Annotated in this window: 18 protein-coding genes; 4 read left to right on the plus strand and 14 right to left on the minus strand. The window is 57.7% G+C overall.

From position 1 onward, the window contains the following. Positions 1-98: 98 nt before the first annotated feature. The 3 genes from HBN63_RS00950 (at position 99) to cmoB (ending at position 2,545) form a co-directional block, all read left to right on the plus strand. Positions 99-734 (plus strand): lysoplasmalogenase, encoded by a 636-nt coding sequence (locus HBN63_RS00950; RefSeq protein ID WP_170048038.1) that lies wholly within the window; start codon positions 99-101, stop codon positions 732-734. 69 nt (positions 735-803) lie between these two features. After that, a complete protein-coding gene (cmoA, locus tag HBN63_RS00955; protein ID WP_170048248.1) occupies positions 804-1,580 on the plus strand; it encodes a carboxy-S-adenosyl-L-methionine synthase CmoA in 777 nt (258 codons plus the stop codon). After that, positions 1,577-2,545 carry a tRNA 5-methoxyuridine(34)/uridine 5-oxyacetic acid(34) synthase CmoB gene (gene cmoB / locus HBN63_RS00960; protein ID WP_170048039.1) on the plus strand — a complete coding sequence of 323 codons (969 nt, stop codon included), beginning with the start codon at positions 1,577-1,579 and terminating at the stop codon, positions 2,543-2,545. Before cmoA ends, cmoB begins: the two co-directional genes overlap by 4 nt. Before the next feature lie 42 nt (positions 2,546-2,587). On the opposite strand, the gene pdxJ is transcribed toward cmoB, so the two are convergent. From pdxJ to rpoE, 12 genes are all read right to left on the minus strand, one after another. Next, positions 2,588-3,334 (minus strand): pyridoxine 5'-phosphate synthase, encoded by a 747-nt coding sequence (pdxJ, locus tag HBN63_RS00965; RefSeq protein WP_170048040.1) that lies wholly within the window; start codon positions 3,332-3,334, stop codon positions 2,588-2,590. Next, a complete protein-coding gene (recO, locus tag HBN63_RS00970) occupies positions 3,327-4,025 on the minus strand; it encodes a DNA repair protein RecO (protein ID WP_170048041.1) in 699 nt (232 codons plus the stop codon). Before recO ends, pdxJ begins: the two co-directional genes overlap by 8 nt. Positions 4,026-4,087: 62 nt before the next feature. Continuing rightward, entirely contained in the window at positions 4,088-4,990 is a 903-nt protein-coding gene (gene era, locus HBN63_RS00975) for a GTPase Era (RefSeq protein WP_170048042.1), read from the minus strand. Next, positions 4,983-5,672: a ribonuclease III gene (gene rnc, locus HBN63_RS00980; protein WP_160087970.1), complete on the minus strand. Its 690-nt coding sequence runs from the start codon at positions 5,670-5,672 to the stop codon at positions 4,983-4,985. Before rnc ends, era begins: the two co-directional genes overlap by 8 nt. Further along, positions 5,669-6,046 (minus strand): DUF4845 domain-containing protein, encoded by a 378-nt coding sequence (locus tag HBN63_RS00985; protein WP_170048043.1) that lies wholly within the window; start codon positions 6,044-6,046, stop codon positions 5,669-5,671. The genes rnc and HBN63_RS00985 overlap by 4 nt, the downstream gene beginning before the upstream one ends. 103 nt (positions 6,047-6,149) lie before the next feature. Further along, the gene (gene lepB / locus HBN63_RS00990) at positions 6,150-7,004 is read right to left on the minus strand and encodes a signal peptidase I (protein ID WP_170048044.1); all 855 of its coding nucleotides are present in this window, start codon (positions 7,002-7,004) and stop codon (positions 6,150-6,152) included. A gap of 6 nt (positions 7,005-7,010) precedes the next feature. Next, positions 7,011-8,810 carry a translation elongation factor 4 gene (gene lepA, locus HBN63_RS00995; protein WP_090252015.1) on the minus strand — a complete coding sequence of 600 codons (1,800 nt, stop codon included), beginning with the start codon at positions 8,808-8,810 and terminating at the stop codon, positions 7,011-7,013. A gap of 148 nt (positions 8,811-8,958) precedes the next feature. Next, complete coding sequence (locus tag HBN63_RS01000; protein WP_170048045.1) at positions 8,959-10,395, minus strand: DegQ family serine endoprotease; 1,437 nt, start codon at positions 10,393-10,395, stop codon at positions 8,959-8,961. Positions 10,396-10,423: 28 nt separating this feature from the next. Then, positions 10,424-10,879: a SoxR reducing system RseC family protein gene (locus HBN63_RS01005; protein ID WP_170048046.1), complete on the minus strand. Its 456-nt coding sequence runs from the start codon at positions 10,877-10,879 to the stop codon at positions 10,424-10,426. Further along, positions 10,876-11,823: a MucB/RseB C-terminal domain-containing protein gene (locus HBN63_RS01010; RefSeq protein ID WP_170048047.1), complete on the minus strand. Its 948-nt coding sequence runs from the start codon at positions 11,821-11,823 to the stop codon at positions 10,876-10,878. Before HBN63_RS01010 ends, HBN63_RS01005 begins: the two co-directional genes overlap by 4 nt. Before the next feature lie 22 nt (positions 11,824-11,845). Then, positions 11,846-12,439: an anti sigma-E factor RseA C-terminal domain-containing protein gene (locus HBN63_RS01015; RefSeq protein WP_170048048.1), complete on the minus strand. Its 594-nt coding sequence runs from the start codon at positions 12,437-12,439 to the stop codon at positions 11,846-11,848. Between the two features lie 31 nt (positions 12,440-12,470). After that, positions 12,471-13,052 (minus strand): RNA polymerase sigma factor RpoE, encoded by a 582-nt coding sequence (rpoE, locus tag HBN63_RS01020; protein ID WP_090252003.1) that lies wholly within the window; start codon positions 13,050-13,052, stop codon positions 12,471-12,473. Positions 13,053-13,421: 369 nt separating this feature from the next. Between rpoE and nadB the strand changes: the two genes are divergently transcribed. Next, on the plus strand, positions 13,422-15,038 hold the full coding sequence (gene nadB / locus HBN63_RS01025) for an L-aspartate oxidase (RefSeq protein ID WP_170048049.1): 1,617 nt from the start codon (positions 13,422-13,424) through the stop codon (positions 15,036-15,038). Here the strand turns inward: nadB and HBN63_RS01030 are convergent. Both HBN63_RS01030 and HBN63_RS01035 read right to left on the minus strand, forming a co-directional pair. Further along, a complete protein-coding gene (locus HBN63_RS01030; RefSeq protein ID WP_170048050.1) occupies positions 15,007-15,459 on the minus strand; it encodes a protein YgfX in 453 nt (150 codons plus the stop codon). The two genes, nadB and HBN63_RS01030, sit on opposite strands and share 32 nt — an antisense overlap. Then, complete coding sequence (locus tag HBN63_RS01035; RefSeq protein ID WP_090251995.1) at positions 15,443-15,697, minus strand: succinate dehydrogenase assembly factor 2; 255 nt, start codon at positions 15,695-15,697, stop codon at positions 15,443-15,445. The genes HBN63_RS01030 and HBN63_RS01035 overlap by 17 nt, the downstream gene beginning before the upstream one ends. Positions 15,698-15,756: the final 59 nt, after the last annotated feature.

The following is a 15,756-nucleotide window of genomic DNA, read 5'->3' on the forward strand; positions in this document are numbered from 1 at the left end:
ACTGGCGCGAAATGCTGACCTAAGTGGCATCCACGGCGTGGCCAGCCAATTAGCAATTGGCCATAGTGCTGACCTTTCGAGTATCAAGGACAAGGGTCATGCGTTATCTGCTGCTGGGTTTGCTGGGTGCTGCGATATTCCTCCTTACACGGCTCAGCGGCATGAATGAACTGGGCCTGCTCAGCAAAGGCATTCCAGTGATTGCCCTGCTGCTGTGGTTGAGAACGGCACCCAGCGGCCTGTATCGACGTTGGATCAGCCTCGGCCTGCTCTGCTCATTGGCGGGCGATATCCTGCTCGACTGGCCGGGCGACCTGTTCGTTTTCGGACTAGGCGCCTTCCTGCTGGCCCATCTGGCCTACCTGCGCGCCTACCTGAGCGACTGCAAACAACCCGCCTGGCTCGCTTTGATTCTTGCGCTGGCCACTGGCGGAACGATGTTCACCGTCCTCGCCAGCGCTAATCTGGGCCCGCTGCTAATTCCCGTGGCCTGTTACGCCCTGGCGATCAGCGCCATGCTCTGGCGCGCCCTCGCCCGCCTCGGCCAACCGGGCCTGAATACCCACTCGACACACCTGGCCGCCGCAGGTGCGGCCTTGTTTGTGCTGTCCGACAGCCTGATCGGCATTAACCGTTTTGTTGCGTCCTTCGAGGCTGCGCCATTGGCGATCATGCTCAGCTACTGGTTGGGGCAATGGGCTATCGCTACATCGGCCTTCAAACAGGCCCGCTAAGCCATCGCCAGGCAGATTTGCGACCAATAGCGGTAATCAAGGTTTGGCTATACCGCGCACTTGGCTAAAATGCCCGGCTTTATCGACCAGTGCGCAGCCATCGTGAGCAAACAGCCCGACCGTCTTTTCGCCCAACCCCTGGCCCAGGTGCCGGACTTCGTGTTCAACGAGGACGTGGTGCGGGTCTTCCCCGATATGATCAAGCGCTCGGTACCGGGCTACCCGACCATTGTCGAGAATATCGGCGTGCTCGCCGGCCAGTTTGCTCAGCCGCATAGCGTGCTGTATGACCTTGGCAGCTCCCTCGGCGCGGTGACCCAGGCGCTGCGCCGGCATGTACAAATCGCCGATTGCCGGGTGATCGCCGTGGACAACTCCAGCGCCATGGTCGAGCGCTGCCGCGAATACCTGCACGCACAGGACTCGATGTTTCAGGAGCTGCTGCCGGTTGAAGTGATCGAGGCCGACATTCTCCGCCTCGACTTTCAGCCCACTTCGCTGGTGGCACTGAATTTCACCCTGCAATTTATCCAGCCCGAACAACGCCTCGAGTTGCTTACGCGAATTCACCAGGCCCTACTGCCCGGTGGCGCCCTGATCCTCTCGGAAAAGCTGCAGTTCGAAGATACCGCGCAACACACCCTGCTCGGTGAGCTGCACATCGCCTTTAAACGTGCCAACGGCTACAGCGAGCTGGAAATTGCCCAGAAGCGCAGCGCCATTGAGAAGGTCATGCTGCCCGATAGCCTAGAGCAGCACCGCGAACGTCTGCTCGCTGCCGGTTTCAGCCAGGTGGTGCCGTGGTTCCAGTGCCTTAATTTCGCCTCCTTGATTGCTCTGCCATGATCAGCCGTCTCGACCTTGACGCCCTGCAGGCTGCGCTTGCTGGCACCCCACTGCAGGACTGGGCAGCCGACCTGCCCGGGCAGATCGACGCCAAACTGGCGGTCGGCCATGGCGACCTGCCGCGCTGGTACGGCGCGGTACAGGCGCTGCCGGAACTCAAGGTCGAACAGCTGGAGCAGCTGCATAGCTTCAGTTTCAACGGCCCCTGCGACGAACCCACTCGTGCCGCGCTGAAAACCGCCTTGCAGGGTTTGATTCCCTGGCGCAAAGGGCCGTTTCATCTGTTCGATGTACATGTCGACACCGAATGGCGCTCGGACTGGAAATGGCAACGGCTCGCACCTCACCTCGACCTCAAGGGCAAACGCGTACTGGATGTCGGCTGCGGCAACGGCTACTACATGTGGCGCATGCTCGGCGCTGGCGCCGACAGCGTAGTGGGCATCGATCCCAACTGGCTGTTTCTCTGCCAATTTCTGGCGATGAAGAATTACCTGCCCGACCTGCCCGCCTGGCACCTGCCGCTGGCCTTCGAGGAGTTACCCGGCAAGCTGCAAGGCTTCGACACGGTGTTCTCCATGGGCGTGCTGTACCACCGCCGCTCGCCTATCGATCACTTGATCGATCTCAAGGACTGCCTGGTCAAGGACGGCGAACTGGTACTGGAAACCCTAGTGGTCGAAGGCGATGCTCAGCAAGTGCTGGTGCCCGAAGACCGCTACGCGCAGATGCGCAACGTCTGGTTCCTGCCCTCGGTGCCAGCATTGGAACTCTGGCTGCGCCGCGCCGGCTTCGTCGACGTGCGCTGCGTGGATGTCAGTACCACCAGCGTGGAGGAACAACGCGCCACCGAGTGGATGCGCTTTCAGTCGCTACCCGAGTTTCTCGACCCGGCAGACCATAGTCGCACTCTTGAAGGTCTTCCGGCACCAAGCCGCGCGGTAGTGATCGCGCGTAGGCCCTAGCGCAAAGCGCCCATCGCTAACGATGGGGCCGCACGGCGAAGGTCAGCCGCGATTGGCTGCCGCGATGATCAACTGTTTCATCTCCACCACCGCCTGCTTGAAACCGACAAACAGCGCATGGGCCACCAGGGCGTGGCCGATATTCAGCTCGTTGATCCCGGCAATCGCTGCCACTGGCTCGACGTTATGGTAGTGCAGGCCATGACCGGCATTGACGATCAGGCCATGCTGCAGGCCGCACGCCACGCCATCGCGAATCCGCGCCAGCTCGCGCGCGGCCTCTTCCGGCGTATGCGCGTCGGCATAGCGGCCGGTGTGCAGTTCGATGGCCGGCGCGCCGACCCGCTTGGACGCCTCAATCTGCAGTGGGTCCGGGTCGATAAACAGCGAGACCTCGCAGCCAATCTTGCTTAGGCGTTCGACCGCTGCGCGAATCCGCACTTCCTGCCCGGCAACATCCAAGCCGCCTTCGGTGGTCAGCTCCTGACGGGTTTCCGGTACCAGACAGACGTGTTCGGGACGGATGCTTTCGGCAAAAACCAGCATTTCTTCGGTCACGCCCATCTCGAAGTTCATGCGCGTCTGCATGACTTCCTTAAGCAAGCGCACATCACGTTCTTGAATATGCCGGCGGTCTTCGCGCAGGTGCACGGTGATACCGTCGGCCCCCGCCTCTTCGGCGTCCAGCGCGGCCTTGACCGGGTCGGGATAACGGGTGCCACGGGCCTGACGCAGAGTGGCCACGTGGTCAATATTTACACCCAGCAGAATACGATTGGCATCAGTCACGGCTTGGCTCCTTGAGCGTCATAAACAGTTCGCGGCTGACCAGCGGTCGGCCGCCTAAATGGGGGGCTAGGGCCTGACGCATCAAGCGTTTGGCCGCAGCAAGAGCGCCTGGCACGGCCCAGTCAGCCTCGGCCATGGCGAGCAGTTCAACACCTTGAAAAGCACCGGGCTGCAATTGGCCAATCGGCACCAAACCGACTTCGGTATGCAGACGATACAGGCCGCTGGCGACAATGGGCTGACCCTCGCTGTCCAGATTCAAGGCGAAACCATAGCCCAGCTCGTCCAGCAGGCGCCATTCAAACGAACGCAACAGTGGTTCCAGCGGGCGACCTTCGGCCAATGCCAACACCGTCATGGCGTAATGATCGAACACAGCGGGATGGGGGTCTTCGGCGGGTAACAGGCGAATCAGCAATTCGTTGAGGTAGAGGCCACTGAACAGCGCCTCACCCGTCAACAAATTGGGAATACCCGCAGGCTCAAGACGTCCGACGTTCTTCAGCTCACCTCGCCCGCGAAACTCAGCGTCCAGCGGAATAAACGGCCGAGCCAAACTACCGGCTTTGCCCCGAGCGCCACGCAGTACGGCACGCAAGCGACCTTTGGGGGTGAGAAAATCGACCAACGCGCTGCTTTCGCGGTAAGCGCGGCTGTGCAGTACATAGGCAGGCTGACTGTCTGCAAGCATGGCCGGTGGTGACTCAACGTGACGGAACGCAGAAACGGGCGAATAGGTTCGCCCGCGCAACACTAGATGTTGTCGTAACCCAAAGAGCGCAGTGCGCGCTCGTCGTCCGACCAGCCACTTTTAACCTTGACCCACAGGTTAAGCATGATCTTGGAGTCGAACATCACCTCCATATCCTTGCGTGCTTCCTGGCCAATGCGCTTGATCCGCTCGCCTTTGTCACCAATGATGATTTTTTTCTGACCATCACGCTCGACCAGAATCAACGCATGGATATGCAGGATGCGCCCGTCACGCTTGAACTCCTCGATTTCCACAGTGATCTGATACGGCAGCTCAGCGCCCAGCTGACGCATGATCTTCTCGCGCACCAACTCAGCAGCGAAGAAACGGCTAGAACGGTCGGTGACCTGGTCTTCCGGGAAGAAGTGCACGCCCTCCGGCAAATGCTCGCCTACCAGTTTTTCCAGGGTGTCGAGGTTATGCCCATGCTGCGCCGAAACCGGCACGATCTCGGCCTTCGGCAACTGGGTGGCCAGCCACTCCAGATGCGGCATCAGCTCCGCCTTGTCCTCGATACGATCGGTCTTGTTGATCGCCAGAATCACCGGGCCTTCGACGTACTGAATACGCTCCAAGACCATCTGGTCCTCATCGGTCCAGCGGGTGCGATCGACCACGAAGATCACCACGTCGACATCCTTCAGCGCCGACGAAGCATTCTTATTCATGTAGCGGTTGAGCGCTTTCTCGTTGTTCTTGTGCAGGCCGGGAGTGTCGACATAGATCGCCTGCACATCGCCCTCGGTTTTGATGCCGAGCATGTTGTGCCGCGTGGTCTGCGGCTTGCGCGAGGTGATTGCCAGCTTCTGCCCGAGAATGTGGTTGAGCAACGTCGACTTGCCCACGTTGGGCCGGCCGACGATGGCGACATAGCCACAGCGTGTAACAGGTGTATCAGTCATTGCCATTCTCCACACCCAAGGCGATCAGTGCGGCAGCAGCCGCTACCTGCTCAGCGATCCGCCGACTGGCGCCCTGCCCCAGGGTTTTATCATTCAGTAAGGTTATCTGACATTCGACTACGAATGTCCGGCAGTGCGGCTCGCCCTGAATATCCACCACCTCGTACCGCGGCAACTCACAGCCGCGCGACTGCAAAAATTCCTGCAAGCGGGTTTTAGGGTCCTTATTGGTGTCGACCAAGGTCAGACTATCCAACTCGGTGGTCAGCCAGGCCAGCACACGCTCACGGGCCGCTTCCATACCTGTATCCAGGTAGATAGCGCCAATCAGTGCTTCCAGGGCATCGGCAAGAATCGACTCGCGACGAAAACCGCCGCTCTTCAATTCGCCGGAACCTAAGCGCAGGTACTCACCCAGATCAAAACCACGGGCCAGAATGGCTAGGGTCTCACCCTTGACCAGACGCGCGCGCAGACGTGAAAGCTGCCCTTCGCGCGCTAACGGGAAACGCTGAAACAGCGCTTCACCCGCGACAAAGTTGAGGATCGCATCACCGAGAAACTCCAGACGCTCGTTATTGCGACCGGCGAAACTGCGATGGGTAAGAGCCAGGATCATCAGCTCCTGGTCCTTGAATGTATAACCGAGCTGCCGCTCGAGACGGGCTAACGAGGCACTCACGGCATACGCACGCGGAATTCTTTATCGAATCGCACCACCAGATCGATATTCTCGATCAACGGCTCGCGTTTTTCATATTTCAGGTGCACGCGGAATTCGTTATTTTCTACTTTGATCTTAATGGCATCCTGCATGTTCAGATCACGGATGCTGTTGACCTGCATACCTTTACTGATACGGCTGTAGAAGTCGTTGACACTGCGAACATCCGCTGCCTTATCAGTCTCAACCGAGGTGATCATTTTTTCCAACGACATATAGTCGAAGTAATGCGGCAATACTTTGAATAGAGCGCTTGCCAAAAAAGCAACTACCGCTAAAACCATCAACCAACTAAGAATCGACATTCCCTTTTGCGAATGCGCAGATTTCATGTTTGTCCCCAAATTCGATTTTATGAAAGCCTTAACGGCTGGAGGCAAGACTATATATAGCCTGCAACGCTGCATTTAACAGCGTCGCAAATTCACCAGAGGGTCAGTGAATCAGGCCGACGCGAGAAAAATTAGGCAGGTTGCGCGACTTTGGGTCTGGCCAGCTCATCCAGATGGCAAACGCTTTACCGACGATATTTTGATCCGGCACCATGCCCAGCAACGGCTTGGGGATAGCCGGATCATTCCAGTAACGGCTGTCATTGGAATTATCGCGGTTGTCCCCCATCATGAAGTAATGCCCTTGCGGCACCACCCACTCGCGGCCAGGCTCAACGCGATAACGCTGCATTTCTTTACGAATCTGGTGCTCGGCCTCGCCCAGTTTTTCGTTGTACAACTTAGCGCTGCCCAGGCTACCCGGCTCGTCACCAATCAGCTGCTGCGCAACAAGTTCACCGTTGATGGTCAGACGTTTGTCGCTGCTGTAGACAATACGGTCACCGGCCAAACCCACTACTCGCTTGATGTAATTGATATTCGGATCACTCGGGTAACGAAATACCATCACATCGCCGCGCTGCGGATCGCCTACTTCAATCACCTTGGTGTCCAGCACCGGCAGGCGAATGCCATAAGCGAACTTGTTGACCAGGATGAAATCGCCCACTTCCAGAGTCGGTTTCATCGAACCAGAAGGAATCTGGAACGGTTCAACCAGAAACGAACGCAGCACCAGCACGATGGCCAGCACCGGGAAGAACGACTTACCGTATTCCACCAGTAACGGCTCTTTGTTCAAGCGTTCCACTACCGCCTCATCAGGTTCATTGACCTGACCGTGGTAGGTGCTGATAGCGGCTCGCCGGCGTGGGGCCAGAAAGATCAGGTCAAACAACGCCAACGCGCCACAAACGGCAACGGCGATAACCAGTAACAGCGGGAAATTGATCGACATAGGCCCTTAACTATCCAACCTGAGCACTGCAAGGAAGGCTTCCTGTGGAATTTCCACGTTACCCACTTGCTTCATGCGTTTCTTACCGGCCTTCTGCTTTTCGAGCAGCTTGCGTTTACGGCTGACGTCACCGCCATAGCACTTGGCCAATACGTTTTTACGCAGCGCCTTGACCGTGGTTCGCGCAACGATTTGCCCACCAATTGCAGCCTGAATGGCCACATCGAACATCTGCCGGGGGATCAGCTCTTTCATCTTCTCGGTCAACGCGCGACCTTTATAGTGGGCGTTGTCCTTGTGGACGATCAGGGCCAGCGCATCCACCTTGTCACCGTTGATCAACACATCCAGCTTGACCAGGTTGGCCGACTGGTAGCGGTCGAAATGGTAGTCGAGCGAGGCATAACCGCGACTGGTGGATTTCAGACGGTCAAAGAAGTCGAGCACCACTTCGTTCATCGGCAGGTCATAGCGAACCTGAACCTGAGATCCCAGGAACTGCATATCGCGCTGCACACCGCGTTTTTCGATACACAGGGTAATCACATTACCCAGGTGCTCCTGCGGCACAAGAATGGTGGCTTGTACGATCGGCTCACGGAAGTCCTCGACCGAGGAGATATCCGGCAATTTAGACGGGTTATCGACGTAGATCGTCTCGCCCGTTTTGAGCACCACTTCGAAAATCACACTCGGTGCAGTGGTAATCAGATCCAGGTCGTATTCGCGCTCAAGACGCTCCTGGATGATTTCCATGTGCAGCATGCCAAGGAAGCCACAACGGAAGCCGAAGCCCAATGCATCTGAGCTTTCAGGTGAATATTGCAGTGACGAATCGTTCAGGGTCAGCTTCTGCAACGCATCCCGAAAATCTTCGAAATCGTCGGAACTGACCGGGAACAACCCGGCATAGACCTGTGGCTGAATACGTTTGAAACCAGGCAGTACTTCGACATTCGGCGTGGCAGCCAGGGTCAGGGTATCCCCCACCGGTGCGCCGTGAATATCCTTGATACTGGCGATAATAAAGCCCACTTCACCGGCTTTCAGGTCTGCAGTGGCGGTGTGCTTAGGGTTAAACACGCCAACGCTATCGACCAAGTGGATCTTGCCGGTGGACTTCACCAGCACTTTGTCACCTTTCTTGATTCGACCGTGGCGAACGCGCACCAGGGAAACCACACCGAGGTAATTATCGAACCAGGAGTCGATGATCAGCGCTTGCAATGGCGCCTCAATGTCACCTGTCGGTGCCGGGATCGTGTGCACCAGACGCTCAAGTACTTCATCAACACCCAAACCTGTTTTGGCACTGCAGGTCACGGCGTCAGTGGCATCAATGCCAATGATTTTCTCGATTTCTTCCTTGACCCGGTCCGGGTCGGCCTGAGGCAAGTCGATTTTATTCAGTACCGGCATGACCTCAAGGCCCTGCTCGATCGCGGTGTAACAGTTGGCGACCGACTGCGCCTCCACGCCCTGACCGGCATCGACCACCAGCAGCGCGCCTTCGCAAGCAGCAAGAGAGCGGCTGACTTCATAGGTGAAGTCAACATGCCCGGGGGTATCGATGAAGTTCAGCTGGTAGGTGATGCCGTCTTTAGCCTTGTAATACAGGGTAACGCTGTGTGCCTTGATGGTGATCCCGCGCTCGCGCTCCAGATCCATGGAGTCCAGCACCTGCGCTTCCATTTCACGGTCGGCCAAGCCGCCACACATTTGGATAAACCGGTCGGCCAAGGTCGACTTGCCGTGGTCAATGTGGGCGATGATGGAGAAATTGCGGATATGACTCAAATCACTCACGGATCAACACTCAAAAAGGTCGCAGGCGACTGCCCGCCGAAAATAGCCGCCAAGTCTACCCGAATGCCACCTTGCACGTCATCAAGGCCACACGACTGTACGATGTAAAAGGGCGACCGAAGTCGCCCTTTGTAACCTGCATACCTGGTTAATCGGCCAGTTTGAAGGTGATAAAGCTGGCGCGTCCCTGACGCAACACACGCATCGACACCGAACGGTTCTTCGGCAGCGCCTGCGCCACCTCAGTAAACGTCTTGGCCGAATTAATAGCCTGATTGTTCAAGTGAGTAATTACATCCCCCGGACGCAAGCCAATCAGCGCCGCGGGCCCATCCTGGACCTCAGAAATCGCCACGCCACCTTTGAGGTCGAGACTCTTCTGCTGCTCAGCAGTCAACTCAACCACTTTGACACCCAAACGATTACTGCTGCGCTCAACACCAGGCTCAGCTGTACCCGCCAAGGCCTCACCGTCTTCAGGCAGCGCACCGATACTCAACTTCAGCTTCTTACGCGCACCATCGCGCACCACATCCAGCTCGGCACTGGTACCCGGTTTGAGCGCACCGACCAGATGCGGCAAGTCAGCAGACATAATTATCGGCTTACCGTCCAGACTGAGAATCACATCGCCGACCAGCAAGCCGCCTTTGGCAGCCGGCCCTTCTTCCAGCACCTGCGCCACAAGCGCACCAGCCGGTTTATCCAGGCCAAACGACTCAGCCAGATCCTTGTTAACTTCCTGAATCACCACACCCAGCCAGCCGCGACTGACCTTACCCTCAGCCTTGAGCTGATCGGCAACATCCATCGCCACACTCATAGGAATGGCAAATGACAGCCCCATAAAGCCACCGGAACGGGTGAAGATCTGTGAGTTGATACCCACCACTTCACCAGCCAGGTTGAACAGCGGACCGCCAGAGTTGCCCGGATTGATGGCCACGTCAGTCTGGATAAACGGCACATAGCTCTCGTTTGGCAGGCTACGACCCTTAGCACTGACGATCCCAGCCGTCACCGAGTGATCGAAACCAAAGGGTGAACCAATCGCCAACACCCACTCACCGACCTTTAGCTCCTCCGACTTACCCAGCTTGACGGTGGGCAGACCTTCACCCTCAACCTTGAGCAGTGCAACATCGCTGCGCGGGTCGGTACCAACCAGTTTTGCTTCCAGTTCGCTGCGATCAGACAGGCGCACGATGATTTCATCGGCATCGGCGATCACATGGTTATTGGTAAGCACGTAGCCATCAGCGGAAATGATAAAGCCCGAGCCCAGCGACTGGGCTTCACGCTGGCGGCCACCGCCAGGCGCACGCGGCATTTGTGGAATATTACGCTCGAAGAACTCGCGAAACATCGGCGGCAGGCCTTCCAGATCAGGCACATTGAGCTGGCCACTGCCAGCCACCGCGCGATCCGGCATCTTCTGCCGGGTACTGATATTGACTACCGCCGGTGATGCCTGCTCAACCAGCTCGGTGAAATCCGGCAGGCTCGCCTGAGCAAAAAGAGCTTGCCCCATCAGCAGCACGGCCAATAACGCGGTAAAAGAAGATTTCAGACCAGGCTTCGACATATAACTCCCCATCAGGCCAGCAAAAGTCTTAGAACGCAGCGGCGGCACCACCAAGCAATGCACGCAACACCACAGGTTGCAACGCAGGATCACTAGCCGTAACACGGCTGCGCCAACGCACCGCACAACAAGCAAACAGAAAACCGAACAGCGCACTGAGTATCACCCAAGGCTCGCTCCAGCCCGCCTGTTCAGCTAGCACAGCCGTGGCAAACAACCCGAACAAAGGCAACAGATAAACCAGCAGTGAACCACGCACCAACAGGTCTTCGCGCACGCCGATAACCACCGCATCGCCAATATTCAGCTGCAGATCAGACACCGCACGCACATAACCACGACGACCGCTTGCCCCAAGCTGCTCAAGTAAGCCTTGGCCACAACCGGCTTTAACGGAACAACTGGAGCAGGTGCTTTTGCGTACTGTTTCAACCCATACAGCGCCGACCTCAACAGCCACAACCCGCCCCTGTTCCTCAATCACTGCGCCACCTCACCAACCGAACGCATAGACAAGGCCACTCGTTCAGCGGTGCCAAGCGGAATTTCGCCAACCACGGTAACCATTACGTCACCATCATTGGTCTTCAATCGACGCGAAACAGCCACTGTAGGGCCAAGCTGAGTACGTACATCCTCAACAGCTTCGCCGCGCAAGGGCTCCATAAACACGGAAAAACGCGCCAAACCATCGCCATACACCTGACAGGCAACGAGCTCATCGGATGCAGGACTGCGGCGCTGAGTGACAGAACTCAAGCTGAAGCCCGGCGGCAGCCAGTCAGAGCGCCACGCTTCAACTGACTGAGCCTGAGAAGGAGCCAAACGCAAAGGGCGACACCCAACACTGGGCTCAAGGTTCGAGGGTACGGGGGCGTCCGTTTCTAGCTGAGTAAACTGGAGGCGCTCAAGCAACTGCCCCTTGTCATTCACCAGCAAGGATTTGAGCGGCAAACCCGTTTGCTGATCCAGGTGCAGCTCAATGCCATAGCGATGTTGGTCGCGCGGCACCAGTGCTAACACATCAGTCGCTCGCCCAGCCACACGGGACTTACCGAGCACACGCAACTCATACCACGCACTCAGCTGCTCGGCATTTAACGCCCGAGCAGGCCATAGTTGACTGTCGATCAGCTGGTCAGCCAACGCACCACTGGCGCACTGAACCTGGCCCTCGACACGCACTACTTCTTGCGCGGAACCATCCAGCTGCAGCAATCGCTCACGCAGAGCAACGCCCTCACCAGCCTGATGCCAGATGCTGTGCGTCGAAAAGCTGCCATTGCGCTCATAGACAAAGGTGCCCTGAAAACTCAGAGTACGCTCAGCGTCGGCCAAGCGCTGCAGCATCACAGAGCCTTCATCGGCAGCAGCCGGCAGAGCCAGCCAGCTACCCAGCAACAAAACGCCAAAAGGAATAAAGCGCATGCGATTCCTTAACAACAGACCGTTAACGGCCTTCCAAACTGGCTGCGCGAGCATAAGGCAGCGCACCTTCACTGGTACTCATGGCAGCCTGCTGCGCATGCTGACGTAAGTAGGACGGCAAACGCTGCTCATGCCAACCCGGCTGACCTTGACCGACGGCGCTCGCTGCAGGGGCAGCTTGTTCATCAGAGGTATTAAACCCAGCCAGCATGGCCGGCCCACTGACCTGAGGAATGCTCAACACCGGCTGACTGGATTGCTGCGCCAACTGGGCACCGGTGATGTCGTCCTGGTTGTAAAAACGCACACCCGCCAGCACTGCCACGGTAACCGAAGCTGCAACGGCCAGGCGACCTACAGTGCGCCAAGAGCCGCGCTGTACTTGTTGCGCAACCGGAGCAACATCATCAGCCAGGGCCGCGGATACAGCAGCGGCAATATCCAGACGCGGCTCAAGCAGCTCTTTGTGCATGACCGCGCGAGCAAGCTGGTAACGCGACCAGGTTGCTCGCAGCTCAGGGGCATCACCGGCTGCCAGCACGCGCCTTAGTTCAAGTTCATCCGCTTGGTTATCCATCACCGCGGACAGCGATTCCTGCAGGGTTTCACGACTCATTGCGGTTCCTCTCTTGGCTGACGCCGCTGTCTCAGGTTTCCTGCAGCAACGGCTGCAGGGATCGATCAATGGCTTCACGTGCTCGAAAAATTCGCGAGCGCACGGTGCCAACTGGACATTGCATGACGCTGGCAATGTCCTCATAACTCAGACCATCAAATTCACGCAAGGTTAGCGCTGTACGTAAATCTTCCGGCAACTGCTCAATACTGCGGTGTACGGTGGCTTCGATCTCATCGCGCAACAGTGCGCGCTCCGGCGATTCGATGTCCTTGAGGGCATGGTCACCATCATAGAACTCGGCATCCTCAGCACTTACATCACTGTCTGGCGGGCGCCGACCACGCGATACCAAATGATTCTTCGCTGTGTTGATAGCGATGCGATACAGCCATGTGTAGAACGCACTGTCACCCCGAAAATTACCAAGGGCCCGATATGCCTTTACGAAGGCCTCCTGCGCCACGTCCTGCGCCTCATGGGTGTCATGCACAAAACGCACGATCAACCCGAGAATCTTGTGCTGATACTTGAGCACTAATAGATCAAACGCCCGTTTGTCGCCACGCTGCACGCGCTCGACCAGCTGCTGATCATCTTCCTGGGTTAGCATGAAAACTCCTCATAGGGTCTGAAGGAGTGAAACGCCAACCCTTTACTCGGTCTGCCAAAGTAGACTTGGGTATTGCGCAAAAGTTCTCTCCTTCAAACAAGCTTCCTGCAGAACACTTAAAAGCCCTGCACGGAACAGCGCAGCAAAGGGATTCCACTGCTGCGCTCGTAGTCTGGATCACCCGGCGGCAAGGCCAAAATCTCAGGCCCGTTACAAAGCCGTCCGACACAGGCGATTTCCCATGTAAATAACCGCCTATGGAACCCGAAATACTTAAAAAGTTCCCGAGTAACGCACTTGGTCATAAGCTGGCTATTGTGACGCTCACCCCCTCTATATACTAGAGCTCGCTTTTTGCGGAATTCGGACATGAGCCAACATTACCAACACGACGTTCTGGTTATCGGCAGCGGTGCAGCAGGCCTGACGCTGGCACTCACGCTGCCTGAGCAACTGCGCATTGCCGTACTTAGCAAGGGCAACCTGTCCAACGGCTCGACCTACTGGGCGCAGGGCGGCGTAGCCGCGGTACTGGATGATACCGATACCGTCGAGTCGCATGTCGAAGACACCCTCAATGCCGGAGGCGGCCTGTGCCGCGAAGACGCCGTGCGCTTTACCGTGGAGCACAGCCGCGAAGCCATTCAATGGCTGATCGACCAAGGCGTGCCCTTTACTCGCGACGATGAACACGCCCGCGAAGACGGCGGTTTCGAATTTCACTTGACCCGTGAAGGCGGCCACAGCCACCGACGTATCATCCATGCAGCCGACGCCACCGGCGCGGCGATCTTCAATACATTGCTGGAGCAGACCCGCCAGCGCAGCAACATCGAACTGCTGGAGCAGCGTGTCGCCGTTGACCTAATCACCGAGCGCAAACTCGGCCTGGAAGGCCAGCGCTGCCTGGGCGCTTACGTGCTCAACCGCGCCAGCGGCGAGGTAGACACCTTCAGCGCACGCTTTGTGATTCTCGCCACGGGCGGTGCGGCCAAGGTGTATCTCTACACCAGCAATCCGGACGGCGCCTGTGGCGATGGCATCGCCATGGCCTGGCGCGCCGGCTGTCGGGTCGGCAACCTGGAATTCAATCAGTTCCACCCGACCTGCCTGTATCACCCAAAAGCCAAGAGCTTTCTGGTCACCGAAGCGCTACGTGGTGAAGGCGCACTGCTCAAACTACCTAACGGCGAACGTTTTATGCCGCGCTTCGATGAGCGGGCCGAACTGGCGCCGCGGGATATCGTCGCCCGCGCAATCGACCACGAAATGAAGCGCCTGGGGATCGACTGCGTATTCCTCGACATCAGTCACAAACCGGCTGACTTTGTGAAATCGCACTTCCCTACCGTGTATGAGCGCTGCCTGGACTTCGGCATCGACATCACCAAAGAGCCGATCCCCGTTGTACCGGCGGCGCACTACACCTGCGGCGGCGTGCTCGTAGACCAGAGCGGCTGCACCGATATCCCCGGCTTGTATGCGATTGGCGAAACCAGCTTTACCGGCCTGCATGGGGCCAACCGTATGGCCAGCAATTCGCTGCTGGAATGCTTCGTCTACGCCCGCTCAGCGGCCGAGAACATTCTCGCCCAACTGGAGCACATCAGCATGCCAAGCGCCCTTCCCGGCTGGGATGCTAGCCAGGTAACCGACTCGGACGAAGACGTGATCATTGCGCACAACTGGGATGAGCTGCGGCGTTTTATGTGGGACTACGTCGGCATCGTGCGCACCAACAAGCGCCTGCAACGGGCCGAACACCGCGTACGACTGCTGCTTGATGAAATTCACGAGTTCTACAGCAACTACAAAGTCAGTCGTGACCTCATCGAGCTGCGTAACTTGGCGCAAGTTGCCGAACTGATGATCCGCTCAGCCATGCTGCGCCATGAAAGCCGTGGTCTGCACTACACCCTGGACTACCCGCATCAACTGACTGAAGCCAAGGACACTATTCTGCTACCGCCCACCTATGGCGACTGAATTTAAGCCGCACCCTTAAGCGGCGGTGCTGATCCCGCGCCAGACTGTCGCGGACGATGCAGACCGAGCGCACCTGGCGCTGCCCGACCAGACGAAAGCGCAACAACACAATCAACGGTAACGCCAGGCTATCCGGATGCAGCTCAATAGCCTGCCAACCCTGCGCCATGCAGTGCACCTGCCAACCCTCAGCCGTGTAACGCAGCCCTCGAAAGGCCTGCGGCACACTCAACAGCAAATGCCGTGGCACTACCCAGGCAGCGTGGGCGAAACAGAAGCCCACGCCGAGCAAGCGCCCCCAACTTGGCATATCCACCAGTGCCAGACTGAGCAGCGCCAACCCTTGAATCAGGGCATAGCAGGCCAGTAGCTGCCGAGAAGGCTGCCACTGGCACTCGAAGGCATCACTTGGGCTGAACACGGTCCAAAATCATCCGAACCATGAGCTTGAGATCAGCATCTTCAGGCTCGCTGCGCTGCATAAACCAGCCAAACATATCCTGATCCTCACACTCCAGCAGCTTGCGATAACGCTCGCGATCAGCCTCATCAAGGTGCGGATAGACCTCGCGAACAAACGGCACCAGCAACACATCCAGCTCCAGCATGCCGCGACGGCTGTGCCAGAAAAGACGATTGAGCTCTACTTCTTCAACCACGGATCAGCTCCTTGAAAATGGCTAAACACCATTTTTAGCGTCGCACAGCGACGACCCCG

The sequence above is a fragment of the Pseudomonas sp. WS 5011 genome (genome assembly GCF_012985775.1).
GTDB classification, from domain to species: Bacteria; Pseudomonadota; Gammaproteobacteria; order Pseudomonadales; family Pseudomonadaceae; genus Aquipseudomonas; species Aquipseudomonas peli.

Bases quoted from the DNA above. Each gene is read 5' to 3' on its own strand.
- HBN63_RS00950 (WP_170048038.1), top strand. From the start codon at position 99: ATGCGTTATCTGCTGCTGGGTTTGCTGGGTGCTGCGATATTCCTCCTT.
- cmoA (WP_170048248.1), top strand. From the start codon at position 804: ATGCCCGGCTTTATCGACCAGTGCGCAGCCATCGTGAGCAAACAGCCC.
- cmoB (WP_170048039.1), top strand. From the start codon at position 1,577: ATGATCAGCCGTCTCGACCTTGACGCCCTGCAGGCTGCGCTTGCTGGC.
- recO (WP_170048041.1), bottom strand. From the start codon at position 4,025: ATGCTTGCAGACAGTCAGCCTGCCTATGTACTGCACAGCCGCGCTTAC.
- era (WP_170048042.1), bottom strand. From the start codon at position 4,990: ATGACTGATACACCTGTTACACGCTGTGGCTATGTCGCCATCGTCGGC.
- HBN63_RS00985 (WP_170048043.1), bottom strand. From the start codon at position 6,046: ATGAAATCTGCGCATTCGCAAAAGGGAATGTCGATTCTTAGTTGGTTG.
- lepB (WP_170048044.1), bottom strand. From the start codon at position 7,004: ATGTCGATCAATTTCCCGCTGTTACTGGTTATCGCCGTTGCCGTTTGT.
- HBN63_RS01000 (WP_170048045.1), bottom strand. From the start codon at position 10,395: ATGTCGAAGCCTGGTCTGAAATCTTCTTTTACCGCGTTATTGGCCGTG.
- HBN63_RS01010 (WP_170048047.1), bottom strand. From the start codon at position 11,823: ATGCGCTTTATTCCTTTTGGCGTTTTGTTGCTGGGTAGCTGGCTGGCT.
- HBN63_RS01015 (WP_170048048.1), bottom strand. From the start codon at position 12,439: ATGAGTCGTGAAACCCTGCAGGAATCGCTGTCCGCGGTGATGGATAAC.
- rpoE (WP_090252003.1), bottom strand. From the start codon at position 13,052: ATGCTAACCCAGGAAGATGATCAGCAGCTGGTCGAGCGCGTGCAGCGT.
- nadB (WP_170048049.1), top strand. From the start codon at position 13,422: ATGAGCCAACATTACCAACACGACGTTCTGGTTATCGGCAGCGGTGCA.